General features: G+C 46.1%; 23 protein-coding genes. 12 read left to right on the top strand and 11 right to left on the bottom strand.

The features are described 5' to 3' along the window. Positions 1 to 110: 110 nt before the first annotated feature. The 10 genes from C5684_RS06970 to C5684_RS07015 all read right to left on the bottom strand — a co-directional run bounded on the left by C5684_RS06970 (position 111) and on the right by C5684_RS07015 (position 10157). The gene (locus C5684_RS06970; protein WP_233708698.1) at positions 111 to 1067 is read right to left on the bottom strand and encodes a metallophosphoesterase; all 957 of its coding nucleotides are present in this window, start codon (positions 1065 to 1067) and stop codon (positions 111 to 113) included. 222 nt (positions 1068 to 1289) lie between these two features. Further along, positions 1290 to 2894: an ABC-F family ATP-binding cassette domain-containing protein gene (locus C5684_RS06975; protein WP_104639850.1), complete on the bottom strand. Its 1605-nt coding sequence runs from the start codon at positions 2892 to 2894 to the stop codon at positions 1290 to 1292. Positions 2895 to 2925: 31 nt separating this feature from the next. Then, complete coding sequence (locus tag C5684_RS06980; RefSeq protein ID WP_104639851.1) at positions 2926 to 4092, bottom strand: MFS transporter; 1167 nt, start codon at positions 4090 to 4092, stop codon at positions 2926 to 2928. 58 nt (positions 4093 to 4150) lie between these two features. Continuing rightward, positions 4151 to 5722, bottom strand: a complete 1572-nt coding sequence (locus tag C5684_RS06985) for a tetratricopeptide repeat protein (protein ID WP_104639852.1) — start codon at positions 5720 to 5722, stop codon at positions 4151 to 4153. Between the two features lie 11 nt (positions 5723 to 5733). Beyond that, a complete protein-coding gene (locus tag C5684_RS09700) occupies positions 5734 to 7299 on the bottom strand; it encodes a DUF262 domain-containing protein (protein ID WP_267891347.1) in 1566 nt (521 codons plus the stop codon). Beyond that, positions 7280 to 7447, bottom strand: a complete 168-nt coding sequence (locus C5684_RS09705; protein ID WP_104629421.1) for a GmrSD restriction endonuclease domain-containing protein — start codon at positions 7445 to 7447, stop codon at positions 7280 to 7282. Before C5684_RS09705 ends, C5684_RS09700 begins: the two co-directional genes overlap by 20 nt. Positions 7448 to 7543: 96 nt before the next feature. Then, complete coding sequence (locus C5684_RS07000) at positions 7544 to 8797, bottom strand: ArsS family sensor histidine kinase (protein WP_104639853.1); 1254 nt, start codon at positions 8795 to 8797, stop codon at positions 7544 to 7546. A gap of 6 nt (positions 8798 to 8803) precedes the next feature. Next, positions 8804 to 9487 (bottom strand): acid response regulator transcription factor ArsR, encoded by a 684-nt coding sequence (arsR, locus tag C5684_RS07005; RefSeq protein ID WP_104639854.1) that lies wholly within the window; start codon positions 9485 to 9487, stop codon positions 8804 to 8806. A gap of 50 nt (positions 9488 to 9537) precedes the next feature. Next, on the bottom strand, positions 9538 to 9843 hold the full coding sequence (locus C5684_RS07010) for a CiaD-like domain-containing protein (protein WP_104639855.1): 306 nt from the start codon (positions 9841 to 9843) through the stop codon (positions 9538 to 9540). Continuing rightward, positions 9834 to 10157 (bottom strand): hypothetical protein, encoded by a 324-nt coding sequence (locus C5684_RS07015; protein WP_104639856.1) that lies wholly within the window; start codon positions 10155 to 10157, stop codon positions 9834 to 9836. Before C5684_RS07015 ends, C5684_RS07010 begins: the two co-directional genes overlap by 10 nt. A gap of 122 nt (positions 10158 to 10279) precedes the next feature. Between C5684_RS07015 and C5684_RS07020 the strand changes: the two genes are divergently transcribed. From C5684_RS07020 to dapB, 6 genes are all read left to right on the top strand, one after another. Continuing rightward, positions 10280 to 11539: a cation:proton antiporter domain-containing protein gene (locus C5684_RS07020; RefSeq protein ID WP_013891013.1), complete on the top strand. Its 1260-nt coding sequence runs from the start codon at positions 10280 to 10282 to the stop codon at positions 11537 to 11539. A 41-nt stretch (positions 11540 to 11580) separates the two neighbouring features. Then, entirely contained in the window at positions 11581 to 12798 is a 1218-nt protein-coding gene (locus C5684_RS07025) for a homoserine dehydrogenase (RefSeq protein WP_104639857.1), read from the top strand. Then, positions 12795 to 13133, top strand: a complete 339-nt coding sequence (locus C5684_RS07030; protein WP_104639858.1) for a YraN family protein — start codon at positions 12795 to 12797, stop codon at positions 13131 to 13133. The genes C5684_RS07025 and C5684_RS07030 overlap by 4 nt, the downstream gene beginning before the upstream one ends. Before the next feature lie 61 nt (positions 13134 to 13194). Further along, positions 13195 to 13512 (top strand): thioredoxin, encoded by a 318-nt coding sequence (gene trxA / locus C5684_RS07035; protein WP_006018196.1) that lies wholly within the window; start codon positions 13195 to 13197, stop codon positions 13510 to 13512. A gap of 6 nt (positions 13513 to 13518) precedes the next feature. Further along, positions 13519 to 14457 (top strand): thioredoxin-disulfide reductase, encoded by a 939-nt coding sequence (trxB, locus tag C5684_RS07040; RefSeq protein WP_104639859.1) that lies wholly within the window; start codon positions 13519 to 13521, stop codon positions 14455 to 14457. Beyond that, positions 14457 to 15224, top strand: coding sequence for a 4-hydroxy-tetrahydrodipicolinate reductase (gene dapB, locus C5684_RS07045; protein ID WP_104639860.1), 768 nt, complete (start codon positions 14457 to 14459; stop codon positions 15222 to 15224). Before trxB ends, dapB begins: the two co-directional genes overlap by 1 nt. Here the strand turns inward: dapB and fliR are convergent. Continuing rightward, on the bottom strand, positions 15221 to 15988 hold the full coding sequence (fliR, locus tag C5684_RS07050) for a flagellar biosynthetic protein FliR (protein WP_104638759.1): 768 nt from the start codon (positions 15986 to 15988) through the stop codon (positions 15221 to 15223). The two genes, dapB and fliR, sit on opposite strands and share 4 nt — an antisense overlap. Before the next feature lie 83 nt (positions 15989 to 16071). Here fliR and C5684_RS07055 point away from each other — a divergent pair, with 83 nt between their 5' ends. The 6 genes from C5684_RS07055 (at position 16072) to purB (ending at position 21583) form a co-directional block, all read left to right on the top strand. Next, on the top strand, positions 16072 to 16857 hold the full coding sequence (locus C5684_RS07055; protein WP_104638756.1) for a DsbA family protein: 786 nt from the start codon (positions 16072 to 16074) through the stop codon (positions 16855 to 16857). Between the two features lie 246 nt (positions 16858 to 17103). Next, a complete protein-coding gene (locus tag C5684_RS07060) occupies positions 17104 to 17664 on the top strand; it encodes a pyruvate flavodoxin oxidoreductase subunit gamma (RefSeq protein ID WP_104639861.1) in 561 nt (186 codons plus the stop codon). 9 nt (positions 17665 to 17673) lie between these two features. After that, on the top strand, positions 17674 to 18102 hold the full coding sequence (locus C5684_RS07065) for a 4Fe-4S dicluster domain-containing protein (RefSeq protein WP_013891005.1): 429 nt from the start codon (positions 17674 to 17676) through the stop codon (positions 18100 to 18102). Next, the gene (locus tag C5684_RS07070; protein ID WP_104639862.1) at positions 18092 to 19315 is read left to right on the top strand and encodes a 2-oxoacid:ferredoxin oxidoreductase subunit alpha; all 1224 of its coding nucleotides are present in this window, start codon (positions 18092 to 18094) and stop codon (positions 19313 to 19315) included. Before C5684_RS07065 ends, C5684_RS07070 begins: the two co-directional genes overlap by 11 nt. A 10-nt stretch (positions 19316 to 19325) precedes the next feature. Next, the gene (locus tag C5684_RS07075; RefSeq protein WP_104639863.1) at positions 19326 to 20270 is read left to right on the top strand and encodes a thiamine pyrophosphate-dependent enzyme; all 945 of its coding nucleotides are present in this window, start codon (positions 19326 to 19328) and stop codon (positions 20268 to 20270) included. Beyond that, complete coding sequence (gene purB / locus C5684_RS07080) at positions 20270 to 21583, top strand: adenylosuccinate lyase (protein WP_104639864.1); 1314 nt, start codon at positions 20270 to 20272, stop codon at positions 21581 to 21583. The genes C5684_RS07075 and purB overlap by 1 nt, the downstream gene beginning before the upstream one ends. Positions 21584 to 21618: the final 35 nt, after the last annotated feature.

The following is a 21618-nucleotide window of genomic DNA, read 5'->3' on the forward strand; positions in this document are numbered from 1 at the left end:
TGCTGTGCTGTGCTGTGCTGCTACCATACCAAAAAACTCCTTAAAAACTAGAATAAAGTGAAAATAAAAGCGGTGCAATGCTAATCCTTTTTGGCTTATATGTCAAGCCCTTAGGCTGGATTTTCAGGCTCTAAATGGATGGATACGATTTCGCTCTTGGTGAAGATACGCACAGGGGGACCCCAAAAGCCACAACCGCTACTCACAATCATTTGGCAATCTTGTAAATGATAATGCCCATAGATGTATTTTTGATCCAACCACACCAAGAGAGTAAAGGGGAATATCTGCCCGGCATGGGTGTGTCCGCACAAGATCAGGTCGGGTTTTTGCTCCAAATGTGTTAAGGATTTGGGTTGGTGGGAGAGTAAAACACTGGGCAGATTGGGGTTGGCTTGGGTAAAGATAGTCTTAAAATCGGGTTCAAAACGCTTAAAGCGATACCCTATCAGGTCATTTACCCCCATTAGATTAAGCCCTGCAACTTGGACACTCTCATTTTGCAGCACGCGCAAATGATTCTTTTTAAACACTTCAACAAGCGCATCCACCCCGTGGTAATATTCATGGTTGCCCAGCACGCAATACACACCATATTTAGATTGGATACTTTTAAGCGGGGTTAAATCCTTTTGCACCAACTTGGCCTTTAAATCCGCTAAGTCCCCTACAATAACGACTATATCTGGGTGGAGTGCATTGATACGATCGACGATTTTTTGTAAGTAATCTTTTTTAAGATACGCACCTATGTGCACATCGCTGATCATCACAAGGTGGCACGCTTCTTTTAAATTTTTTAGTTTGACACTCCGCCTTGTGATCACAAGATTGGTTGAATTGTAAAAGCCCTTTGCCATAGAGGTAAAGAAAATCCCTAGTAGACCTATATCCAAAAGTTTTTTAAGGCTTTGGCGTCTGTGCGTATCTGTGCTTTGAGGAAGTGTTTTAAGCGCGATGGAATGCAATAATAGTAGACAGAAGAGAATAAAACTTGCAGCCATACTCATCCCACCTAGGGCATACAAGAGGGTATGTAACGCCTCCAAATGGACAAAAACTTTCATCTGCACGACCCGATAGAGAATGTTTAAACCATACAGACAAATAGGCAGAAAGCGCAAAAAGGGATAGGTAGACTTCCTTAGCCTCAGATAGCTAAAGAGGTTCATGCAAAAGAAGACGAAAAGAAAAATTAGAGTAAAAGTTGTTATGCTCATAGGGGCGAGTTTTACCATATTTATCGACAAAGATCAAGGATGTAATGTTAATTAAGAATTAACCAGTTGTCAAGCAGTTTTGCTCGCCAAATACTCCTCATAACTGCCTTTAAAATCCACAATCTTAGCCCCCTTGTTGGTGGGTAGTAGCTCAATGATGCGATTGGCATACGCCCCAATGAGTTCGCGATCGTGGCTAACACAAATCACTGCGCCTTCAAATTTATACAACGCCTCGCCCAGCGCGATGATCGCCTCTAGGTCTAGGTGATTGGTAGGCTCATCTAGCACCAAGAAATTGCCCCGCTCTAGCATGATCTTAGATAAAACCATGCGGTGTTTCTCGCCCCCACTCAGCGCGCTCACGCTCTTTTCTTGCTCCGCCCCGCTAAAGAGCATGCGCCCTAAGGCATTACGCACCTCGCCACTCTCAATCTTCTTGTTGAAGTTAAAAAGCCATTGATACAGACTCTCCTCCCCTTGAATGCTCTCGCTCACATCTTGGGGGAAATAGCCCCTTTGCGTGGTCGCACCCCATTTCACACTCCCGCTATCCGGAACTAACTCCTCTACCAAGATTTTACACAGTGTGCTCTTGCCTACCCCATTAGGTCCAATGAGGGCAATCTTATCCTTTGGGGCGATCTTAAGACTGACATTCTTAAGCACCACCAAATCCCCATAAGACTTAGAAATCTGGCTACACTCTAGGGCTTCGTTCCCAATGGTGCGGTGGGGTTTAAAGAGAATGCTCGGATCACGCCTGCTAGAAACCTCAATGCTTTGAATATCCAGTTTTTCTAATTGCTTTTGACGGCTAGTGGCTTGGCGCGCCTTGCTCGCATTAGCCGAAAAGCGCGCAATAAAGCGTTCTAACTCCTCTTTTTCCTTGAGTTTTTTATTGCGCTCGGCTTCCTTTTGCTTGGCGATGAGCGTAGAGGCGATGTACCAATCATCATAGTTTCCGCTAAATTCCCGCAGGGTGTTAAAATCCAAATCTAAAATATGCGTGCATACGGCGTTTAAAAAGTGGCGATCGTGGCTGATGATGACCATCGTGCCCTCGTGGCGTTTCAAGTTCTCCTCTAGCCAAGCGATCGCGTTTAAATCTAGGTTGTTAGTGGGTTCATCTAGTAGCAAAATATCAGGCTTAGGGAAAAGCACTTGGGCGAGCAGAATTTTAAATTTATCACTGCTTGGCAGGCTTTGCATTAAGTCATTGTGGCGACTAGCTGGGATTCCCAAATCCTCTAAGATTTTCTCTACCACCACCTCGCATTCATAAAGCGGGTCTTCTTGCACGCAGATCATCTCTAGATCAGCCAAACGAGCATTGATTTTATCATCGCTCAAATCCGCTTCTGTGTAGAGCTTTTCTTTTTCCTTGAGCGCGTCATAGAGAATCTTATTGCCCATTAAAACCGCGTCTTTGAGGCTAAACTCTTCAAAGGCGTACTGATCTTGACCTAAAACCCCCAATCTTAGCCCTGAAACTATACTAATTTCTCCACTACTGGGCTCAATTTCCCCAGCTAAAATCTTTAAAAAGGTGCTCTTGCCCGCCCCATTGGCTCCGATGAGTCCGTAGCGTTTGTGTGCGTCCAATTTGAGATTGACATTTTCAAAGAGCTTTTTAGTGGCGTAGCGCATGCTAACTTGGGTGGCTTGTAACATGGTGATCCTAAGTTTTTAGCTCAAGTATAAACTACTTTACTTGAAAACTTGCCTTTTTAATGCCAAAATTTAAGATACTCAAGGCACTTAAAGCAAAGAGAGCCGCACACAGCCCGTTAAAATTGACATTAAAATGCGCCACCAGCCCACCAGCCAAAGAGGCAAAGGTGATCCCCACATTAAAAGAGGCTTCATTAAGCGCGATGGTGTCATTTTGGGTATTTGGGGTGAAAACACGGGCTAGATGGTTGCACAACATTTTAAGCGGAGCGATGCAGGCAAAGCCAAAAAAGCCAAAGCCCATGACATTGGCGATTAAAACCCACTTGGGCAAGTAATAACTAAAACTCATCGCGCTCAAGGCTAAAATTTGCATGGTGAGCAAAAAGCCCAGAGAGGCAAAAGAGCCCCTTAGATCGGCTAGTTTGCCCCCAAAAAGATTCCCCACTATGGCAGCAATGCCAAAGAATAAATACGCATTGGCAATACTCACTGGGCTAAAGCCGTGTTGTTCTAAGAGCACACGCAAATAAATATAGACCACAAACATCGAGCCACAAGAAAAGGCGGTTACCAAAAAACCCTGCCACACGGGCGCAAAACCAAAAGCCACCCATAGATTCTTAAAGTTTGCTTGCTTACTACTAAGTTTGGGCATGATGAATAGGGCGCAAAGGGCGACTAAACAGCTCACACAGGCAATCAGCAAAAAGGGGGCTAAGAGCCCATAATGCTTAGAGACCAAAATACCTATAGGCACGCCCGTAACTAACGCAATGGTTAGCCCGCTGACCATCAGGCTTAATGCCATCGTGGTTTTGGACTTGGGCGCAACCTTAATGCTAATGATGGTAGCGATCACAAAAAAGAGCCCATGCATCAACCCCCCAATAAAGCGCGCCACCAACGCAACCCAGAGGCTAGAACTCATAAACATGATCGCATTGGAGAGAGAAAAAAGCCCAAGGGTGAAAATGAGCTGGTTTCTGTAATTAAAAGAGGAAATGAGCACGCTCACAATGGGCGCGCCCACCACCACCCCTAAAGCATAAAGCGTGGCTAGATTACCCACTTGGCTATCAGACACCCCATAATACACGCTAAGCTGTGTCAAAATCCCCGAGACAATAAACTCAGCCACCCCCAAGCAAAAGCTAGAGAGGGCTAATAAAATAATGATTCGCAAATAATGGCGCATACCACACCTTTTGACATACTCTCCCATANNTTACGGCGCGAGTGGTAAAATGGCATATTTAATCCTCCCACTCTCCCATTCCACAAGCCTTTTTCAAGTATTCAAACGCCTTTTTTAAATCGGGTTCTACACCCAAGCCCTTTTCATAGATTTGGCTTAATCGGCGGGAAACCTCTTGTTTTTCATACCTTCCTCCAAGTGCCTTTGTGTAATAGGCAAGTGCCTTAGAATAGTCTTGTGGCGCCCCCTCGCCATTAAAATACATCTCAGCCAACGCAAAATAGGCTTCGTAGTCCTCTTTGATTGCGATTGCCTTGTTAAAGTATTCTAGGGCTTTTTGGTAGTTTTGCACGCACCCCCTGCCCTCGTAATAACTCCGCCCCACACGGGTATAAAGCTTCGTGTTGCCTAGCTCAATGGCTTCAAGACACCACTCTAGAGTTTGTGCATCGCTATAGTAGTTTCTGCCCCAATACGCCATCCAGCTATACGCCTCTGCACCAAAGACCTCTGTAGCCAATATGGCTGCTTTTTGATAATAAAACACCGCCTTTTTGTCTTCCTTGTCTAAGCCCGCCCCCTGGCTATGCTTTAAGTATCTCTTAGCCACTCTGTGGCAAATGCGCGCCCTCTCTAGCTTGCTCTTGCCCATTTTGATGGCTTTATTGTAATATTCTTGGGCTTTTTCAGGGTCTTTAACCCCCTCATCATAAAGATATATGTCTGCCAAATTAAAACAAGCGATTTCAGAACCCATATCCGCCGCTAAATTCAGGTATTCTAAGCTTTGTTGGATATCCACAGCCACCCCATTACCCCTAGCGTAAAAACGCCCTAACATTTCATAAGCCCTAAAATCCCCCATTTCTCCCGCTTTTTTAAAATATTCTAGAGCTTTGGCAAAGTTAGGGCACTCTGTAATCCCTGTTGGTCTATAATGGTGGTAGATCTCACCGATTTGATAAAAACCCTCCACATCGCCCAACTCCGCACTCTTTTCATAGTATCTGATGGCTTTTTGAAAATATCCATGGTTGTCTGCTCGGAGGGCTCTTAAAAAATAAACATCTACCTTTCTAGGGAAGGCTTGCCTAGAACCCTCACCCCCCACTTTAAAGTCCTGCACGGGCAAATCATCAAACAACGCCACCAGTCTTAAAAAATCAAGGGCATAGCGGTAAGTATCAAAGTGGTATTGGGCATGGCATGTGCCCCTGCTGTTTTTAAAGAGTTTGGTAAAGGCGGGGGTGTTTTGGGCTTCTTTGAGATTTTGCGCCCCACAAGTGATCAACCAAATATGTCCGTTGTCATCATCTAAAATTGCCAAACACACATAAATCCCATGCGCCCTCTCTAACTTGGCTGTATTGACCAAATCCTCTTGCAAGATAGACTGGGGGGCAAAAATGAGCATGCTCTCCACGCTTTGCACGTCTTTAGGACCTAAAAGCTTAAAAGGCGTTTTGTAAAGCGCACACACCCACCCGATCTTTTCCAAACATTGATTTAAATCTTTGGTAATGTCTTTTGCATGTGTGTAGCATCCTTTATAAGAACTCTTGGCAAACTCTGCAAAGTTACCCTCAAGCCTTTGACGCTCTGCAAACTCTAACCCCACCCGCTCGATCATCTCATGCCTCCTTACACCGCATACTCTTTGAAAAACGCATACAAACGCTGGTAAATCTCCTCTGTGCGCGCTTTGATGTCCTCTAGCAGCCAATCGCTTTTGGGGAATTTGGCTAAATCTTGCGCCTCTAAAAACTTGGACTTGGCGTATTTAGCCTTTTTGGCATCAAAGTAGCCATTGCTCGCCTTGATATTGAGCGGTTTTTCTAAAAGGATTTTATTGCCAATGGACTCCACTAAAGCATTTGCCTCTTTTTGGCTAAGATGGACATAATTTGTCTGCCACTTTTTGGGGAAAATGTGCTCGATCTCGGGTTTTTCACAAACCCCCGTGGGTTGCTCGGGGTATTTTAAATACATGTTGAGAGCCACAAGGGTTTTAGTAAGTCTTTTGGTCTGCACCGCCTCAAAGAAAGTGCGGAAAGTGTATTCGCTCCTCTGGGTAGAAACCACGCTTTTTAAAATCTCTTGACTCTCTGCCCCAAAGTCTATGCTCCCCGTTTTATACAGCGAAGTGTAGGCGTTATAAACCAAGTTTTTAATCTGCCCGGAGTGCCGACTGATGGTATAAACCAAAAAGTGTGCGCATGTCCGCATTAAAACTTCCTCAAGCCCTTTAAAATAATCCTTGCCATTCTCTAGACAATACACATAGTAAGCTCCATCCAAGAATTGCCAGTATCCACTCTCTAAAGCGCAAAGGACATCATAAAGCTGGTCTGATTTAAGGCTGTAATTGCGTGGCTTTCCTTTGCCATACCAATACTCCCGCATTTTTGCAATTTCTTGCATAATCGAGCCATCTTTGAGTAGGTTGCGGTGCTTGTTCAAAAAGAAAGGGCGTAAGCCAATTTCACGGCTTTTCTCCCCCTTGCGGGCACGCAAGACATGCATACAAAGCCTAAAGAGATAATCAATGTCGCACTCTTGCTCTAAATCCTGCCACTGCGTAATGAACGCTTCCCTCTCTTGCCCACTCCTGCTAGAAAAAATCACGCTTTTAAAAATGTCTGTGTCATTTAAAGGGAGTCCCCTAGTATTGAGCGTGTTAAAGACCCGCAAGGCGTATTCTAAGCGCTCATCTTCACTGGCTGAGCCCCCACACTCCACAGAGAGCACAATACAAGAGTGCAACACACACAGACACAGATTGTGGAAAGTCGTGGGGTGCTCTGTAGCAAACTCATCTAAGCGGGCACAAAAGTAGCGGTAGTTTTTTTCATAGTTTGAGCTATCTTGCTCCTCATCTTGCTCTAGCCCCTTTTCTAAGATGTTTTGCAAGATTTGGTGCTTATCTCCACTGATGGCGTGGCTGACTAAGTGGGGCTTTTTGGGGTTGGGCTCACCTGTAACACCATCAATCTCCCACAAACAAGAGGCAAGATTGTCTAACAAGCGTTGCATTTTGCCATTGTTCTCGCGGGTGAGCTTGGCGTGCATGGCTTTGAGTAACAGCATTAAAGTCGTGGTGCGCTGTTGCCCATCCACGATGTGCTTTTGATCCTTAATGGGGTAAATGACAACTGAGCCCAAGAAGTAGGGGTTTTGATCAAGGCTCTCACCCCCCCCCCCCCTCAAAAAATGCGGTGATGTCCTCCCACAACTGCGAACACTCTTTTAACTCCCATGCATAATCTCTTTGATATTCTGGCACCACAAATTTATTTTTAGACAGATAGTCTAAAATATCCATTTGTAAAGTGCTCATTTCTAACTTACTTGCCATGAAAACCTCCGATCGAAATGTAGGTCTTTATTCTAACATGGCTTGATTCATGGAGGGCAAATAGCACAGCACCCCCCAACACAATTTTAATGCCAACTAACCATGCTTGGAGAAAAGCGGGGTGAATTTTTGCAAGATACAGCTATGGATGGTGAAAAAATTGATCCCCTCTTTGTGGGCGTAGCTCAAGTGCAATTCTAGGGTATCTAGGGCATTTTTAATGATATACATGCCCAGCCCAAAGCCATGCCCATCGTTGGGGTTTTCATGGTGGAAGTAGGGTTTGAAGTAGTGCATGAGGTCTTCTTTGAGGGCTGGGGCGCGATTAGAGATGATCACATCTGCACCGGCGACCTCAATATGCGCCCGTTTATCAACGCTGTATTTGAGTGCGTTATCCAAGAGATTTTTAACCGCCAAAGCAAAGAGCTGGAAATCAGTTTCAAAAGCCCCATTGGGACCCTCAGATCGGATACAGGTATTGCCCCGCTCCAATAAAAGCATGCTTTTGACATGGTCTAAGAGCTTATCCATGTAAAAAATCTCTTTGGTTACTTTGTAATTCTTAGAGGAGAGTTGTTCGATGCGGGCAAATTGCTCGATTAAGGAGTTGAGCCGTTTAAAGGTGGCTAGGAGTCTCTCTTTTTGCAAGGCATTATCCACCATTTCAGCCACAATCATGCCCTTAGTGATGGGGGTTCTAAGCTCGTGCATGATCGCACGCAAGAATAAGATACGCGATTCGTTCATGCCCTTGATCTTTTTAATGGCATTATCAAAGGCTAGAGCTAGATCGCCAATCTCATCTTTTTGATCGATCTTGCATTCAATGTCCATCTCCCCATTGGAAAATAGATGCACCTTTTTGCGTAACTCATTGATGGGGATAAAGCCCTGCAACATGAACATGAAAATGACAATGATCAAAAAAGCCCCCACGGAGATGGCAAAGTAGTAGTTGCGGTAAGAAGTTTTGTGAATCTCCTTGTAAAGCACGGTATCGCCCTGATTTTTGAGCGAGATAAAAATCTTATTACCCACCTTGATGATTTTGGCTAGGGGGTTTTCGCTATGCTCTACCTTGTCTTTGTGCTGGGCTAAAACCTCGTTTAATTCGTTTTGATTGACCTCTTGAAAACCCAATTCATGCAAATACACCTCGGCAGAGTAGCGGTTACTGCGATCGGCTAAGACTTGGTTAATGGTGGTGATGAATTGCTGGTGGCGGATTTGGGTTTGGAAATTCTCATGGTCAATTTGGGAGCGGATGAAGTAGTAAGAAAAGGCGGCAAAGCTCACTAAAGAGATCACAAACAAAAAAACAATCTTGCTAAAGATAGAAAAGGACATATTAACCTAGAACTCTAGCTTATAGCCCACTCCTCGCACAGAAATGATGTGTTTGGGTTTTTTGGGGTCTTTTTCAATCTTGGATCGCAAACGCCCAATGATCACATCAATGCTTTTATTGGAACTCTCGGGGTTAATCGACTCCGATTCAATGGCAATCGACTCCCTAGAGAAAACATACCCCTTTTTGCTGATGAGCAAGGTTAAAATCTCATATTCCGCACGCGTGAGCTCCAACTTTTTATTTTTCATATAGACCTCACGCGAATCTTTGTCAATTCTAAAAAGATTGTTTTTAGGCTGGGCGACCCCCTCTGCTAGGGGCTTTTTATTATAACGCCTTAAAAGCGATTGAATCCGCGCTAAAAGCTCTTTGGGGTCGTAGGGCTTGGGGATATAATCATCTGCGCCACACTCTAGGGCTTCGACCTTGTCATTAATGTCATTCCTAGCCGAAGAGATGATGATAGGAATATCCTTTTGCTTGGAAATTTTCTTGCAGACCTCCAACCCGTCTAAATTAGGCAAGGTCAAATCCAACAACAACAAATCGTAATGTTGCGTAGTGGCTGCACTGATTCCCGTGTAGGGCTCATCGTAATTCATCACCTCAATGCCATGCTGGCTTAAAAATTCGCTTAAAATCTCGGCCAACTCCACATCATCTTCAATCATCAATACTTTAATCATCAATACCTCTTTATTAACTTGCCATTAATCTTAACACAAATCTAATAAATTCACTCTTGGTAGTTTTTCAGCCTCTCTTGCACCATGTAGAGCTGGTATTGCAAGTAATTAACCACCAAATCCAATTTAGCGGGCAAATTCTTAGTTTGGGGGGATTTGAGCCCTTCAAACAAAACGAGGGTTTTTTGCTCCAAATCCTTTAAAAACTCCCTCTCCTCTTGAGAAATGGGCGAGATAGTCTGTTTGGAGCTGGGCTCTTTGGGGGCTTTGGGCGGGGTGGGGGCACTGGGTTTGGGGACTTTTTGCACCCGATCGATCTCATTGAGAGTTTGGGAGATAATGTTTTTTAATTCCATCGTTCTAACCACTCCTCAATGGCTTGTAACTCAGCTTGGCTGGTCGCTTGGACAAAGAGCGCTTGCATGTTTTGCACCTGAAAATGTTGCAAGGGAGCATACTGGGTCAGCGTGGATTTTTTTTCTAAATTGGGGGTCTGTGTTTGTGGTGTGCTGGTTTTTTGATGGGGCACAAGCGATTCGAGGCGTTTGGTCCCCTGCAAGGCTTCTTTATGCTGGGGGTTGTGGGCTAACACGCTTTTATAAATCTCCAATGCCTGTTCTTTAAGCCCCCGCAACTCATAGATACTCGCCAGCGCAATCGTCTTTTCCACGCCACTAAACCCCTTATTGTTTATTCAACTTATTATATAATAGGCACTTTTAATTATTGCTTTGCAAGATCGGTATTTTTGACAAGTGCCATCAAGGGATCGAATAAAATTAAGGGCTTTTCATGGAAACACATGCTTTGTATGTGGTTGTGGTGGGGTTGGGTTTGAGTGTGGTGAGTGGCTTGCTCCTCAAAAAAATCGAGATGCCCGTTATTATCGGCTATATTCTAACCGGATTGGTGATCGCCCTTTTATTCCACATTGAGGATTTTGAGTCCCTATCTGAGATCGCTGACTTTGGTATTGTGTTTTTGATGTTCATGATTGGCATTGAATTTAACTTTGATCGACTCAAGAGCATGAAACAAGAGGTGCTCTTATTTGGCGGGCTACAAGTGATCGCAACCTCCTTGCTTTTGCTGTTCTTTGGCTACTTTGTGATGGGGTCTTCTTGGGGTTTTTCTTTGGTGGTGAGCATGGGGTTTTCCCTCTCTTCAACCGCCATTGTGTTAAAGTTCTTTGAGGAGAGCAAACAGCTTAACACCACCACGGGTAAAATTGTCGTGGGGATTTTGATCTTCCAAGACATCGCCGCCATCCCGATGTTGTTGATTTTAATGCTCATGGGCGATGAGAACGCCAATTTTGCTAATCTCTTGATCAAAACCGCCATATCAGCCACCATTATTTTACTGCTCCTCTTATTGCCCGGCAGACAGGTCGCCACCAAGATTTTAAACTTGGCAGCTGAAAGCCGTTTGGCCGAGCTCTTCATGGGGACGATCTTATTAATCGTCTTTGGGGCAGCAAGTTTGAGCCATTTTTTTGGCTTTTCCATGTCGCTAGGGGCTTTTGTGGCGGGCATGGCAATCTCCAAGTCGCGTTATCGAATCCGTGTGCAAGAGGATTTTGCGCCCTTGAAAAATATTTTCTTAGGGCTTTTTTTTGTTACTGTGGGGATGCAAATCCGCCTTGATTTTTTGATCGCCAACTTCTTTGCGGTGGTGCTGTTGCTAGGCTTGACCATGTCTTTAAAAGTGGGGTTGCTCTATTGGGTCTTGCGTATCTTTAGAGATGCCAAAAGTGCTATCAGAGCCGCCCTCTCACTCGCCCAGATCGGGGAATTTGCGTTAGTGGTGTTTTTGAGTGCCAGCAAGCACCACCTTTTGACCTTGCAAAAGCATGAAGGCTTATTGGTTTTTTTACGCGAAAAGGGCATTATCCAAGTGGTTTCTACAGACATCCAGCAATTCTTGGTTTTGATGATCGTGTTTTCTATGCTGGTTACGCCCTTTATGCTGAAGTATTTAGACGCTTTGGCAGATTTTTTCACCCATAAGCGTCCCTCCCAAACGGCTAGTAAAGAGGAAGCCAAGAGTTAATTGTGTTAGAATAGTCGGTAGTATAAAGTGGTGGTAGGTCAATGAGAGTTTTGAATATCGGCATTATTGGGCTGGGCTGTGTGGGTATGGGCGTGGTGGAGATTTTAAAGAAAAACCGCGCGCTCATTGCCAAGAGATGCGGGCACGAATTGGTTATCACAAGGGGCGTGGTGCAGGATTTAAGCAAAAAAAGGGCGGTGGATTTCCCCTTAAGCGATCGCCTTGAGGATATTTTAGACGATCCTAGTATTGATGTGGTGGTGGAGTTGATGGGGGGGGTGGAACAAGCCTTCCAAGTGGCGCAAAGGGCGTTAAAGCAAAAAAAGGGGTTTGTAACGGCTAATAAAGCCATGCTCGCCCAACATTACTACAGCTTGCAAAATCTGGGGGCGATGGGTTTTGAAGCCAGTGTGTGCGGGGGGCTCCCCATTCTCAACGCGCTCCAAGAGGGCTTGGGGGCTAATGAAGTGCTGGGCATTCAGGGGATTTTAAATGGCACGACTAATTTTATTTTAAGCCAAATGGAGCAAGGGCAAGATTTTGCCAGTGCCTTGCAACAAGCCCAAGCCTTAGGGTATGCTGAGGCCAACGCCCACCTAGACATCAGCGGGCTGGACAGCGCGCACAAGCTGTTGATCTTAAGTTTTTTGGCTTTTCATATCCAACCTAGCTTAGATGCGGTCTTTATAGAGGGCATTGAGCGCATTAAGCCCATCGACATGCACTATGCTAAGAGATTGGAACGCACCATCAAGCACCTAGCCCTAGCCCACAAACAAGGGGATAAAATCGCTTTGAGCGTGTGCCCGGTCTTGTTGGATCAAAACCACCTTTTAGCCCGTGTGGAGGGGGTGATGAATGGTGTTTGTGTGCTGGGGGATTGTTTGGGCGAGAGCTTTTATTATGGAGCAGGGGCGGGTGGATTAGCGACAGCTAGCGCGGTGGTGAGCGATTTAATGGGCATTGCCAACAAGCCTTTTTACCCCATTGCCCCCACGCCCCACACCTGCCAAACGCCCCAAGAAATCCAAAGCGCTTATTATCTGCGCATGGAGTTAAGCCCCCATAGCGATCCGCTCTGTTTAATCTCCCCTGTGCTGGAAAAATGCCACATTAAAATTTGCGCCTACTTCCAAGAGGATAAAACCTGCATTGTGATCACAGAGATTACCACCCAAGCCCATATCCAACAAGCCCTTTTGCTATGCCAACAAATCCCAGAGTTGCAAGACATCTATGCCATGCGCTTGTATCCATGAGCTATGCTAAGGGGTTTTTAGCCGAAGAGATCGCCTGTGCTTTTTTGAGCGCACAAGGGTGTGCCATCTTGGCGCGTAATTTTTGTTGCCAATATGGTGAAATTGACATCATCGCGCTTAAAGAGGAGGTGTTGCATTTTGTGGAGGTCAAGAGCCGCACGCGCGCCGAGCCACTCTATGCGATCACGCCTGCTAAACTGGGCAAAATCCACCAAAGTATCCAAGTGTTCTTGCAAGAAAATCCCATGCCTTATGATTTTTGTATCGATGCGCTTATCATCAAAGGGGTTTTAGGCAGACACACCCTAGAGTGGCTAGAAAACATTGGGTTTTAGCGGATATAAAGGGAAGCTTGAATAAAATTCAAGTCCAAATAAAAAATTTAGGAGATAAAAAATGGCACATTACATTGAATTAACTCATGAGAATTTTGAAAGCGTTACGGGTAGCGGAGCGGTTGTTGTGGATTTTTGGGCACCTTGGTGTGGTCCTTGCAAAATGCTCTCCCCCATCATTGATGAGCTGGCAAACGAATACGAAGGCAAGGCAAAGATTTGCAAAGTCAATACAGACGAACAAGACGAATTGTCTGCCAAATATGGCATTAGAAGCATCCCCACCGTGCTTTACATGAAAGATGGTCAGGTGGTGAATCAAACCGTGGGCGCACAATCCAAACAAGCCCTCAAAGACAACATCGATAAGTTGCTCTAATCCCTCATGATTGATTTAGCGATTGTGGGCGGAGGTCCAGCGGGTCTGAGTGCGGGTTTATACGCCACTAGGGGCGGTGTTAAAGATGTGATCTTGTTTGAAAAGGGCATGCCCGGAGGTCAGATCACCACCAGTAGCGAGATTGAAAATTATCCGGGTGTTAAAGAGGTGCTCAGTGGCATTGATTTTATGCAACCTTGGCAAGAACAGTGTTTCCGCTTTGGTCTCAAACAAGAAATGGTTGCGGTGAGCAAGATCAGCACCCAAGACAAACATTACTTGATTCACACTGATGATGGCAAGGTGACACCGGCTAGAAGCGTGATCTTAGCCACCGGTGGGCGACCCAAAAGGGCGGGTATCAAGGGGGAAAATGAGTTTTTTGGTAAGGGAGTTAGCACCTGTGCGACTTGTGATGGTTTTTTTTACAAAAATAAAGAAGTGGCGGTTTTGGGTGGTGGGGATACAGCCCTAGAAGAGGCACTTTTTTTAACCAAAATGTGTAGCAAGGTCTATCTCATCCACCGACGGGATGGCTTTAGGGCAGCCCCTGTTACCATAGAACACGCTAGAAATAACCCCAAAATCGAATTCATCACGCCCGCTGTGGTGGAGGAGATTAAGGGCGATGCTGGTGGGGTGAATGCGCTGGTGTTGAAAAACACCCAAACCGGGGCGATCCAAGAATTGGCCGTACCCGTTATCTTTGTCTTTGTGGGCTATGATGTCAATAACGAGGTTTTAAAGCAAGAGGATGGGGGCATGTTGTGTGCATGCGATTCTTATGGCTCTGTATTGGTGGATTTGAACATGAAAACCAACTTACCGGGCTTTTTTGCTGCTGGGGATATCCGCACGAACGCACCTAAACAGGTGGTGTGTGCGGCTGGAGATGGTGCTACTGCGGCACTCTCTTGTATTGCCTATTTGGACTCGCACCACTGATGTTAAACATCGGCGTATTTGGGGCGAGCGGCAAGGTGGGGGGCTTGCTGGTGCGTGAAATCCAAAAACACAGCGACCTTTGTCTAACAAGTGTGTTTGTGCGCCAAAACCTAAGCATGCATTTAGCCCAAGCACTCCCCGAAGATGCTTTTGTTACCAATGACCTAGAGCAGTTTTTAGCCCATTGCGATTTGGTGATTGATTTTTCTTTACCCAAGGCCTCTTGCAAACTCATTGAGTTTTTGCTCCAAACGCCCAAACCCTTAGTTTCGGGGACAACCGGGCTTGAGGAGCAAACTTGGCAGGCCATTAGGCAACTAAGCCAAGTGGTTCCTGTTTTGCACACGCCCAACATGTCCATTGGCATGGCGGTTTTAAATAAGATTGTGGGATCAGTGGCTAGGGACTTACAAGAAGCCGACATTGAGATTACCGAAATGCACCACCGCTACAAAAAAGACGCGCCCAGTGGGAGCGCATTGATTTTGGGGCAAACCTGCGCACAAGCTCGGGATTTGATCTCTGATCAAGTCTTTCAAACCAAACGGGAGAATCAACGCCAAACAGATGAAATCGGGTTTGTGAGTTTGCGTGGGGGCGATGTGGTGGGCAAACACATTGTGGGCTTTTACTTAGATGGGGAGTATTTGGAACTTACCCACATTGCCACCGATCGCAATATCTTCGCCAAGGGTGCTCTGCAAGCAGCCAAATGGCTAGTATCCCAACAACCTGGACTCTACAATATCCAAAATTTATATGTCTAAAAAAGGCTCTTGATCGCTTGGAAGGCGTGCAACATCTCGCTTTTGAAGCGGTCGATGATGGATGCCAAAATCAAGATCAGCCCAATAAAGGCGATGCCGATTTTCAGGGGGAAACCCACAGCCAAAAGGTTAAATTGGGGGTGGGTTTTCATGATCATCCCAAAGATCACATCGCTCAACATCACCATCGCCAAGATCGGGAACGCCATACTAAAGCCCACGATAAAGAGATGGGCTAGGGCTTTTGCACTCGCTTGCACCATGTGGTTACTCAACACAAAACCCCCCAAGGGCACTTGTTCTAGGCTGTGTTGCACCCATAAAATAATATAATGGTGCATGGAGGTTTGCAGCATAATCAAAATGGCTAAAAGCAAGACCACCTGCCCGACCACTGCCTTTTGCGCCCCTGAGAGCGGATCGTAAGCACTAGCCATCGTCAAGCCCATTGAAAAGCTAATGGTATCGGTGGCAAAAGCGATCGCATTGAAGACCACATGCAAGAAAAAAGAGGCGCATAGCCCCAACAACACTTCAGAGATACAAGCAATCAAAAAGGTCTCCGGGCTGAAGTGTAGGGGTGTTTGGGGCAAATTGGGGTAAAAAACCAAGGTCAAAAAAAAGCCCAAAGCCCCCCGGATGGAGAGCGGGATCAAATTATTATCAAAAAAGGGGAAAAAAGCCACCACACTGCTTAGGCGCAAAAATAGCAACAAAAACCCTTCCACCCTCTGATCGCTCAAATAAGCCAACCAATCTAACATGCCCACATTATAGCGTAGAGATTTTAATATGCATGTTAGCCTTTTGGTGTTAGAATGTGTAGAAAATTTTGAAAAGAGGATATATGCAAAAAGTTTTGTGTGCGTTAGCGGTGTGTGCGGGCTTGGTGGGGGCAAAGGCGGGTGTGGATAACAAGCTGGCTACAAGTGTAGCCCAACTCATCAACAAGCAGATCAATAAGAGAGTGGAGGTGCTAGAAACTTTCCCCTTAAAATCCAATAAGGAGTTCCAAGTAGTGGTGGTCCAAGATCCGGATACCAAATACCGCATCCCTTTTTTGGTGAATCGGAGTGGTTCTTTGGCAGTGGGCTTGACCAATATGTTTTTCAGTGAAAGCAAAGACGATGTGGGCTTTGTGGATAGCATCTACCATGATTCCCAAGTCCATAATTTTAAGCAACAACATAGCGTAGCACTCAACAAATTATTCCAAGCAATCCCTAAGGATTATGTGATCACACTCAAATCCAGTGTTAAGGGTGTTAAAAAAGACCTCTACATCATTTCTGACCCCTCTTGCCCGCATTGCCGTAATGAATTGGGCGGTGTCCATGAGAGGCTTAAAAATGCCAATGTCCATATGGTGCTTGTTGGATTCTTGGGCAAGGAATCTAATCTCAAGGCGGCTCATATTTTGAGCAAAATCAAAAATAAACACAGCACAGAGGACAAGATTAGTTTGCTCAATAAGGTCTATGCTACTGCCTATAAAGTTTCACCCTCCGATGTGCCTGATGATAAACTCCAAGAAGTCGAAAAGGTAACCAAACAAGTTTTAGACACCAAACTGGTTAAGGGCGTGCCTTTCATTTATGAATACGAAGAGTCTAGCACGGCTAGTAAAAAGTAACTCTCTGTCAAGGTTGATCGTGGGGCAAATATCCGCCCATGGTCTTTTGGGACTCAAAGATTGTGCTCCCCAGGTGGGTTTTCACTTCTTCTCGTCCCCCTAGTGATTAAAAGTTCTGTTGGGTTCTTCAAAAAGTGCACTTTTTGAAACGACAAAATTCCAGTCTGCAATAAGATAACCATATTTTACCTAGAATCCTGTATAATCCCAAAACACAACTAAAAATGATTAATCAAAGGAGAAGCAATGTTGCAAATTAGATGGCATGCCAGAGCTGGGCAGGGCGCGGTTACGGGTGCTAAGGGTTTGGCTGATGTGGTTGCCACGACAGGTAAAGAGGTGCAAGGCTTTGCAGTCTATGGTTCGGCTAAAAGGGGGGCGGCGATGACGGCTTATAACCGCATCGACTCCGAGCCCATTTTAAACCATGAAAAGTTTATGAATCCGGATTATGTGCTGGTGATTGACCCGGGTTTGACTTTCATCGCCGACATCACCGAAAATGAAAAAGAGGACACCACCTATATCATCACCACCCATCTAAGCCGTGAAGAGTTGTTGGAAAAAAAGCCTAATTTGGCAGATAAAAAACTCTACACGCTCAATTGCATTAAAATCGCCATGGACACCATCAAACGCCCCATCCCCAACACGCCGATGTTAGGGGCTTTGATGAAAGTCTCTGGCATGTTGGAGTTGGAGTTTTTCAAAAGCACTTTTAAAGAGGTGTTGGGCAAGAAAATGCCCCAAGCTTTGATTGATGCCAACATGCTAGCCATCGATCAAGCTTACGAACAAGTCAAATAAAGGATTTACATGAAAAGTTGGCAAGATTTTGAGATTGGAGCGGTGCTTTTTCCCTTTGAAAAGCAAGGGCAAGAGGAGCTAAACAAGCACAATAACGAGCGTGCTTACACGCCTGAAAGTTCTTTTACTGCCAGTGTCTCGCATTGGCGTGTGGAAAAACCCGTGCATAACGAACAAGTTTGTATCAACTGCTTTAATTGTTGGGTCTATTGCCCCGATGCGTCTATTTTGTCCCGTGAGGGCAAGATGAGCGGGATTGACTATGAGCATTGCAAAGGTTGCGGGGTGTGTGTGGATGTGTGTCCCACTAACCCCAAGTCTTTGTTGATGTTTGACAATTTAGAACCCGTAGAGGAGGCACTCACCAAGTGGCCCCAAAAACAAGAGGGAATCAAAAAGAAAAGCTACCGCACTGAGGGGGGTTACAATGGCTTCTAATTATGCGATGAATGAAGTAGAAGCATGGGATGGTTGCACCGCTAGCGCACACGCTCTAAGGCAGGCACAGGTCGATGTTGTGGCGGCCTACCCCATCACCCCCTCCACGCCCATTATCCAAAATTACGGCTCATTTAAGGACAATGGCTACATCGATGGCGAGTTTGTGCTCGTCGAATCTGAGCATGCTGCCATGAGTGCATGTGTGGGTGCTGCTGCTGCTGGAGGGCGGGTGAGCACAGCCACTAGCTCGCAAGGTTTTGCCCTGATGATTGAAGTGCTCTACCAAGCCTCAGGAATGCGCTTGCCCATCGTGTTGAATGTGGCTAACCGCGCGCTGGCTTCGCCCTTGAATATCCATTGCGATCACTCCGATATGTATTTGGGGCGTGATAGCGGGTGGATCAATCTATGCACTTGCAACCCCCAAGAGGTCTATGACTTTACTTTGATGGCTTTTAAGCTTGCCGAGCATACAGAAGTGCGCGTGCCGGTCATGGTGCATCAAGACGGGTTTTTATCCTCCCACACCGTGCAAAATGTCCGCCCCCTAAGCGATGAAGTGGCTTATGAATTTGTGGGGGATTATGTGGGCGTGCATCCCATGCTTGATTTTGATCGCCCGGTGAGCTATGGTGCGCAGGCGGAGGAAGAATGGCATTTTGAGCATAAAGCCAAACTCCACCATGCCATCATGCACTCTAAAGCCATTTTAGAGAGTGTGTTTAGCGATTTTGCCAAGATTACGGGGCGGCGTTACCATATTGTGGAATCTTTCATGGCTGAAGATGCCGAAGTGGTCATCTTTGCGTTGGGCACGACCTATGAATCTGCCATTGTAGCTGCTAAGAAAGCCAGACAAAAGGGCATTAAAGCAGGCGTGGTGACCACGCATTTACTCAGACCTTTCCCCTTTGAACAGATTAGCGAGGTGCTTAAAAACACCAAAGCCTTAGCCATCATGGATAAAAGCTCCCCCTCTGGTGCAATGGGGGCGATGTTTAACGAATTGGCTGCCAGCTTGTATCAGGCAAAGGGGTGTAAGCACCCCGTGCTGAGTAACTATATCTACGGGCTGGGCGGGCGCGACTTAACCCAAGCGGATTTAGATGGCATTTTTGAAGAATTGGTTCAAGATGCACAAAAAGGCACGCTGACCCACCCCACCCAACAATTCATCGGACTCAATGGTCCTAAATTGTCTTTCTTTTAAGGAGTAAAACATGGTTAGAGAAGTCAAAACACTCAAGAGTTTTAGCCAATCGGCTGAGAAATTTGAAGGTTCGCACCTGCTTTGCCCGGGCTGTGGGCATGGAATCATTGTTAGAGAAGTGCTAAATGCCATTGAGGGGCCCATTGTTTTGGGCAATTCTACGGGCTGTTTGGAAGTGTGTTCGGCGGTCTATCCCCACACTTCTTGGGATGTGCCTTGGATTCATGTGGGCTTTGAAAATGGCTCGACAGCCATTAGCGGGGTGGAGAGCATGTATAAGGCGCTAGCCAACAAGGGCAAATACAAGGGGCAACGCCCCAAATTTGTCGCCTTTGGGGGCGATGGTGCGAGCTATGACATTGGATTCCAATTCATCAGCGGGTGCATGGAACGCGGGCATGACATGACCTATATTTGCCTAGATAATGAAAACTACGCCAACACGGGCGGGCAAAGAAGCGGGAGCACGCCTATGGGGGCGAGCACGAGCACCACGCCCGCCGGTAAAGTTAGCTTTGGCAAAAAGGAGCGCAAAAAAGACCTGCCCTTGATCATGGCAGCCCATGGCATCCCCTACACCGCCCAGCTTGCCCCTAACAAATGGAAGGACATGCACAAAAAAATCAAAACAGCCCTAGACACTGAGGGACCTTGTTTTATCAATGCTCTCAGCCCATGCCCGACTGAGTGGAAATACCATTCTAGTTTGGCGATTGAGATGACCGACTTAGCGGTGGATTGTTTGATCTTCCCCCTCTTTGAGATTTTTGATGGCAAGGAGTTAAAGATCACCTACCGCCCCCGCAATGTCCTGCCCGTGCGCGATTATTTGGGCGTGCAAAAACGCTTTGCCCACTTGTTTAAGAAAGAAAACGAACATATCATTGAAGCCTTGCAAAAAGATGTCGATGCCCGCTGGGAATATTTGCAACGCCGCGAAGAAGCCAAAGTTTAATGCTCGATCGTTATGCGCGCGCGCCAATGGCGCAGATTTGGAGCGTGCAGAATAAATTTGAGGCGTATTTACGGGTAGAAAAGGCGGTCGTGCAGAGCTGGCACAACTTGGGGTTTGTGAGTGAAGCAGATTGTGCCAAGATTCAAAAAGCCCATTTTAGCTTGGAGCGCATCGATGCCATCGAGCAGACCACCAAACACGATGTGATCGCCTTTGTTAATGCGGTGTGTGAGAATTTGGGGCCCGAGGGGCGTTTTTTCCACTATGGGATCACCTCCAGTGATTGCATTGACACCGCTTTAGCCCTCTTGCTCCAAGAGAGTTTGCAGATCATCATTGCGGACACACAAGAACTTTTAGCCGTGCTCAAAGCCCGTGCCTTTGAGTTTAAAGATACCTTGATGGTGGGCAGAAGCCATGGGATTCATGGCGAGCCGATGAGCTTTGGGCTGGTGTGGGCGTTGTGGTATGAGGAAATCTTGCGGCATTTAGATGCCCTGCACCTTGCCCTAGAGGAGATCAGCGTTGGCATGGTGAGCGGGGCGATGGGGAACTTAGCCCATGTGCCTATGGAGCTTGAGGAGATCACTTGCCAAATTTTGGGGCTAAAAGTCGCCCCCATCACCAACCAAGTCATTGGGCGCGATCGCCATGCCCGCATGATCAATGCCCTAGCCCTACTGGCTAGCAGTTGTGAAAAAATTGCGCTGAATATCCGCCACTACCAACGCACCGAAGTTTATGAGGCGGAGGAATATTTTAGCAAGGGGCAAAAGGGGAGCTCGGCTATGCCCCACAAACGCAACCCGGTTTTGAGCGAAAATATCACGGGGTTATGCCGTGTGATTCGGGGGTATGCTGTGCCGATGATGGAAAATATCGCCCTTTGGCATGAACGCGACATTAGCCATAGCTCAGTGGAACGCTTTGTTTTCCCTGATATTTTCACCACCACTGATTTTATGTTGGACAGATTGACCACGCTATTAAAAAATTTGGTGGTTTATCCAGAGAACATGCTGAAAAACTTGCATTTAACCGGTGGATTGGTCTTTTCCCAACGCGTATCCCTAGAGTTGCCTAAACTGGGCTTTAGCAAACAGGAGAGTTATGCCATTGTGCAAGAGAATGCCCAAAAGGTTTGGGTGCATTTGCAACAAGGCCAAAGCAAAGAGCCTGATTTATTTTTGCACTATCTTTTAGAGGATACGCGCTTAAAACATGTCGATCCAAATGCCATTAAAGCCTGCTTTGATCTGCCCTACTATTTAGCCAACACCGCTAAGATTTTTACGCGAGTCTTTGGGGGTTAAGCCTTCTCTTAGCTAAAAAAATATAGTCTTACCCA

Source organism: Helicobacter bizzozeronii (assembly GCF_900196775.1).
In the GTDB taxonomy this organism is placed as follows: domain Bacteria; phylum Campylobacterota; class Campylobacteria; order Campylobacterales; family Helicobacteraceae; genus Helicobacter; species Helicobacter bizzozeronii.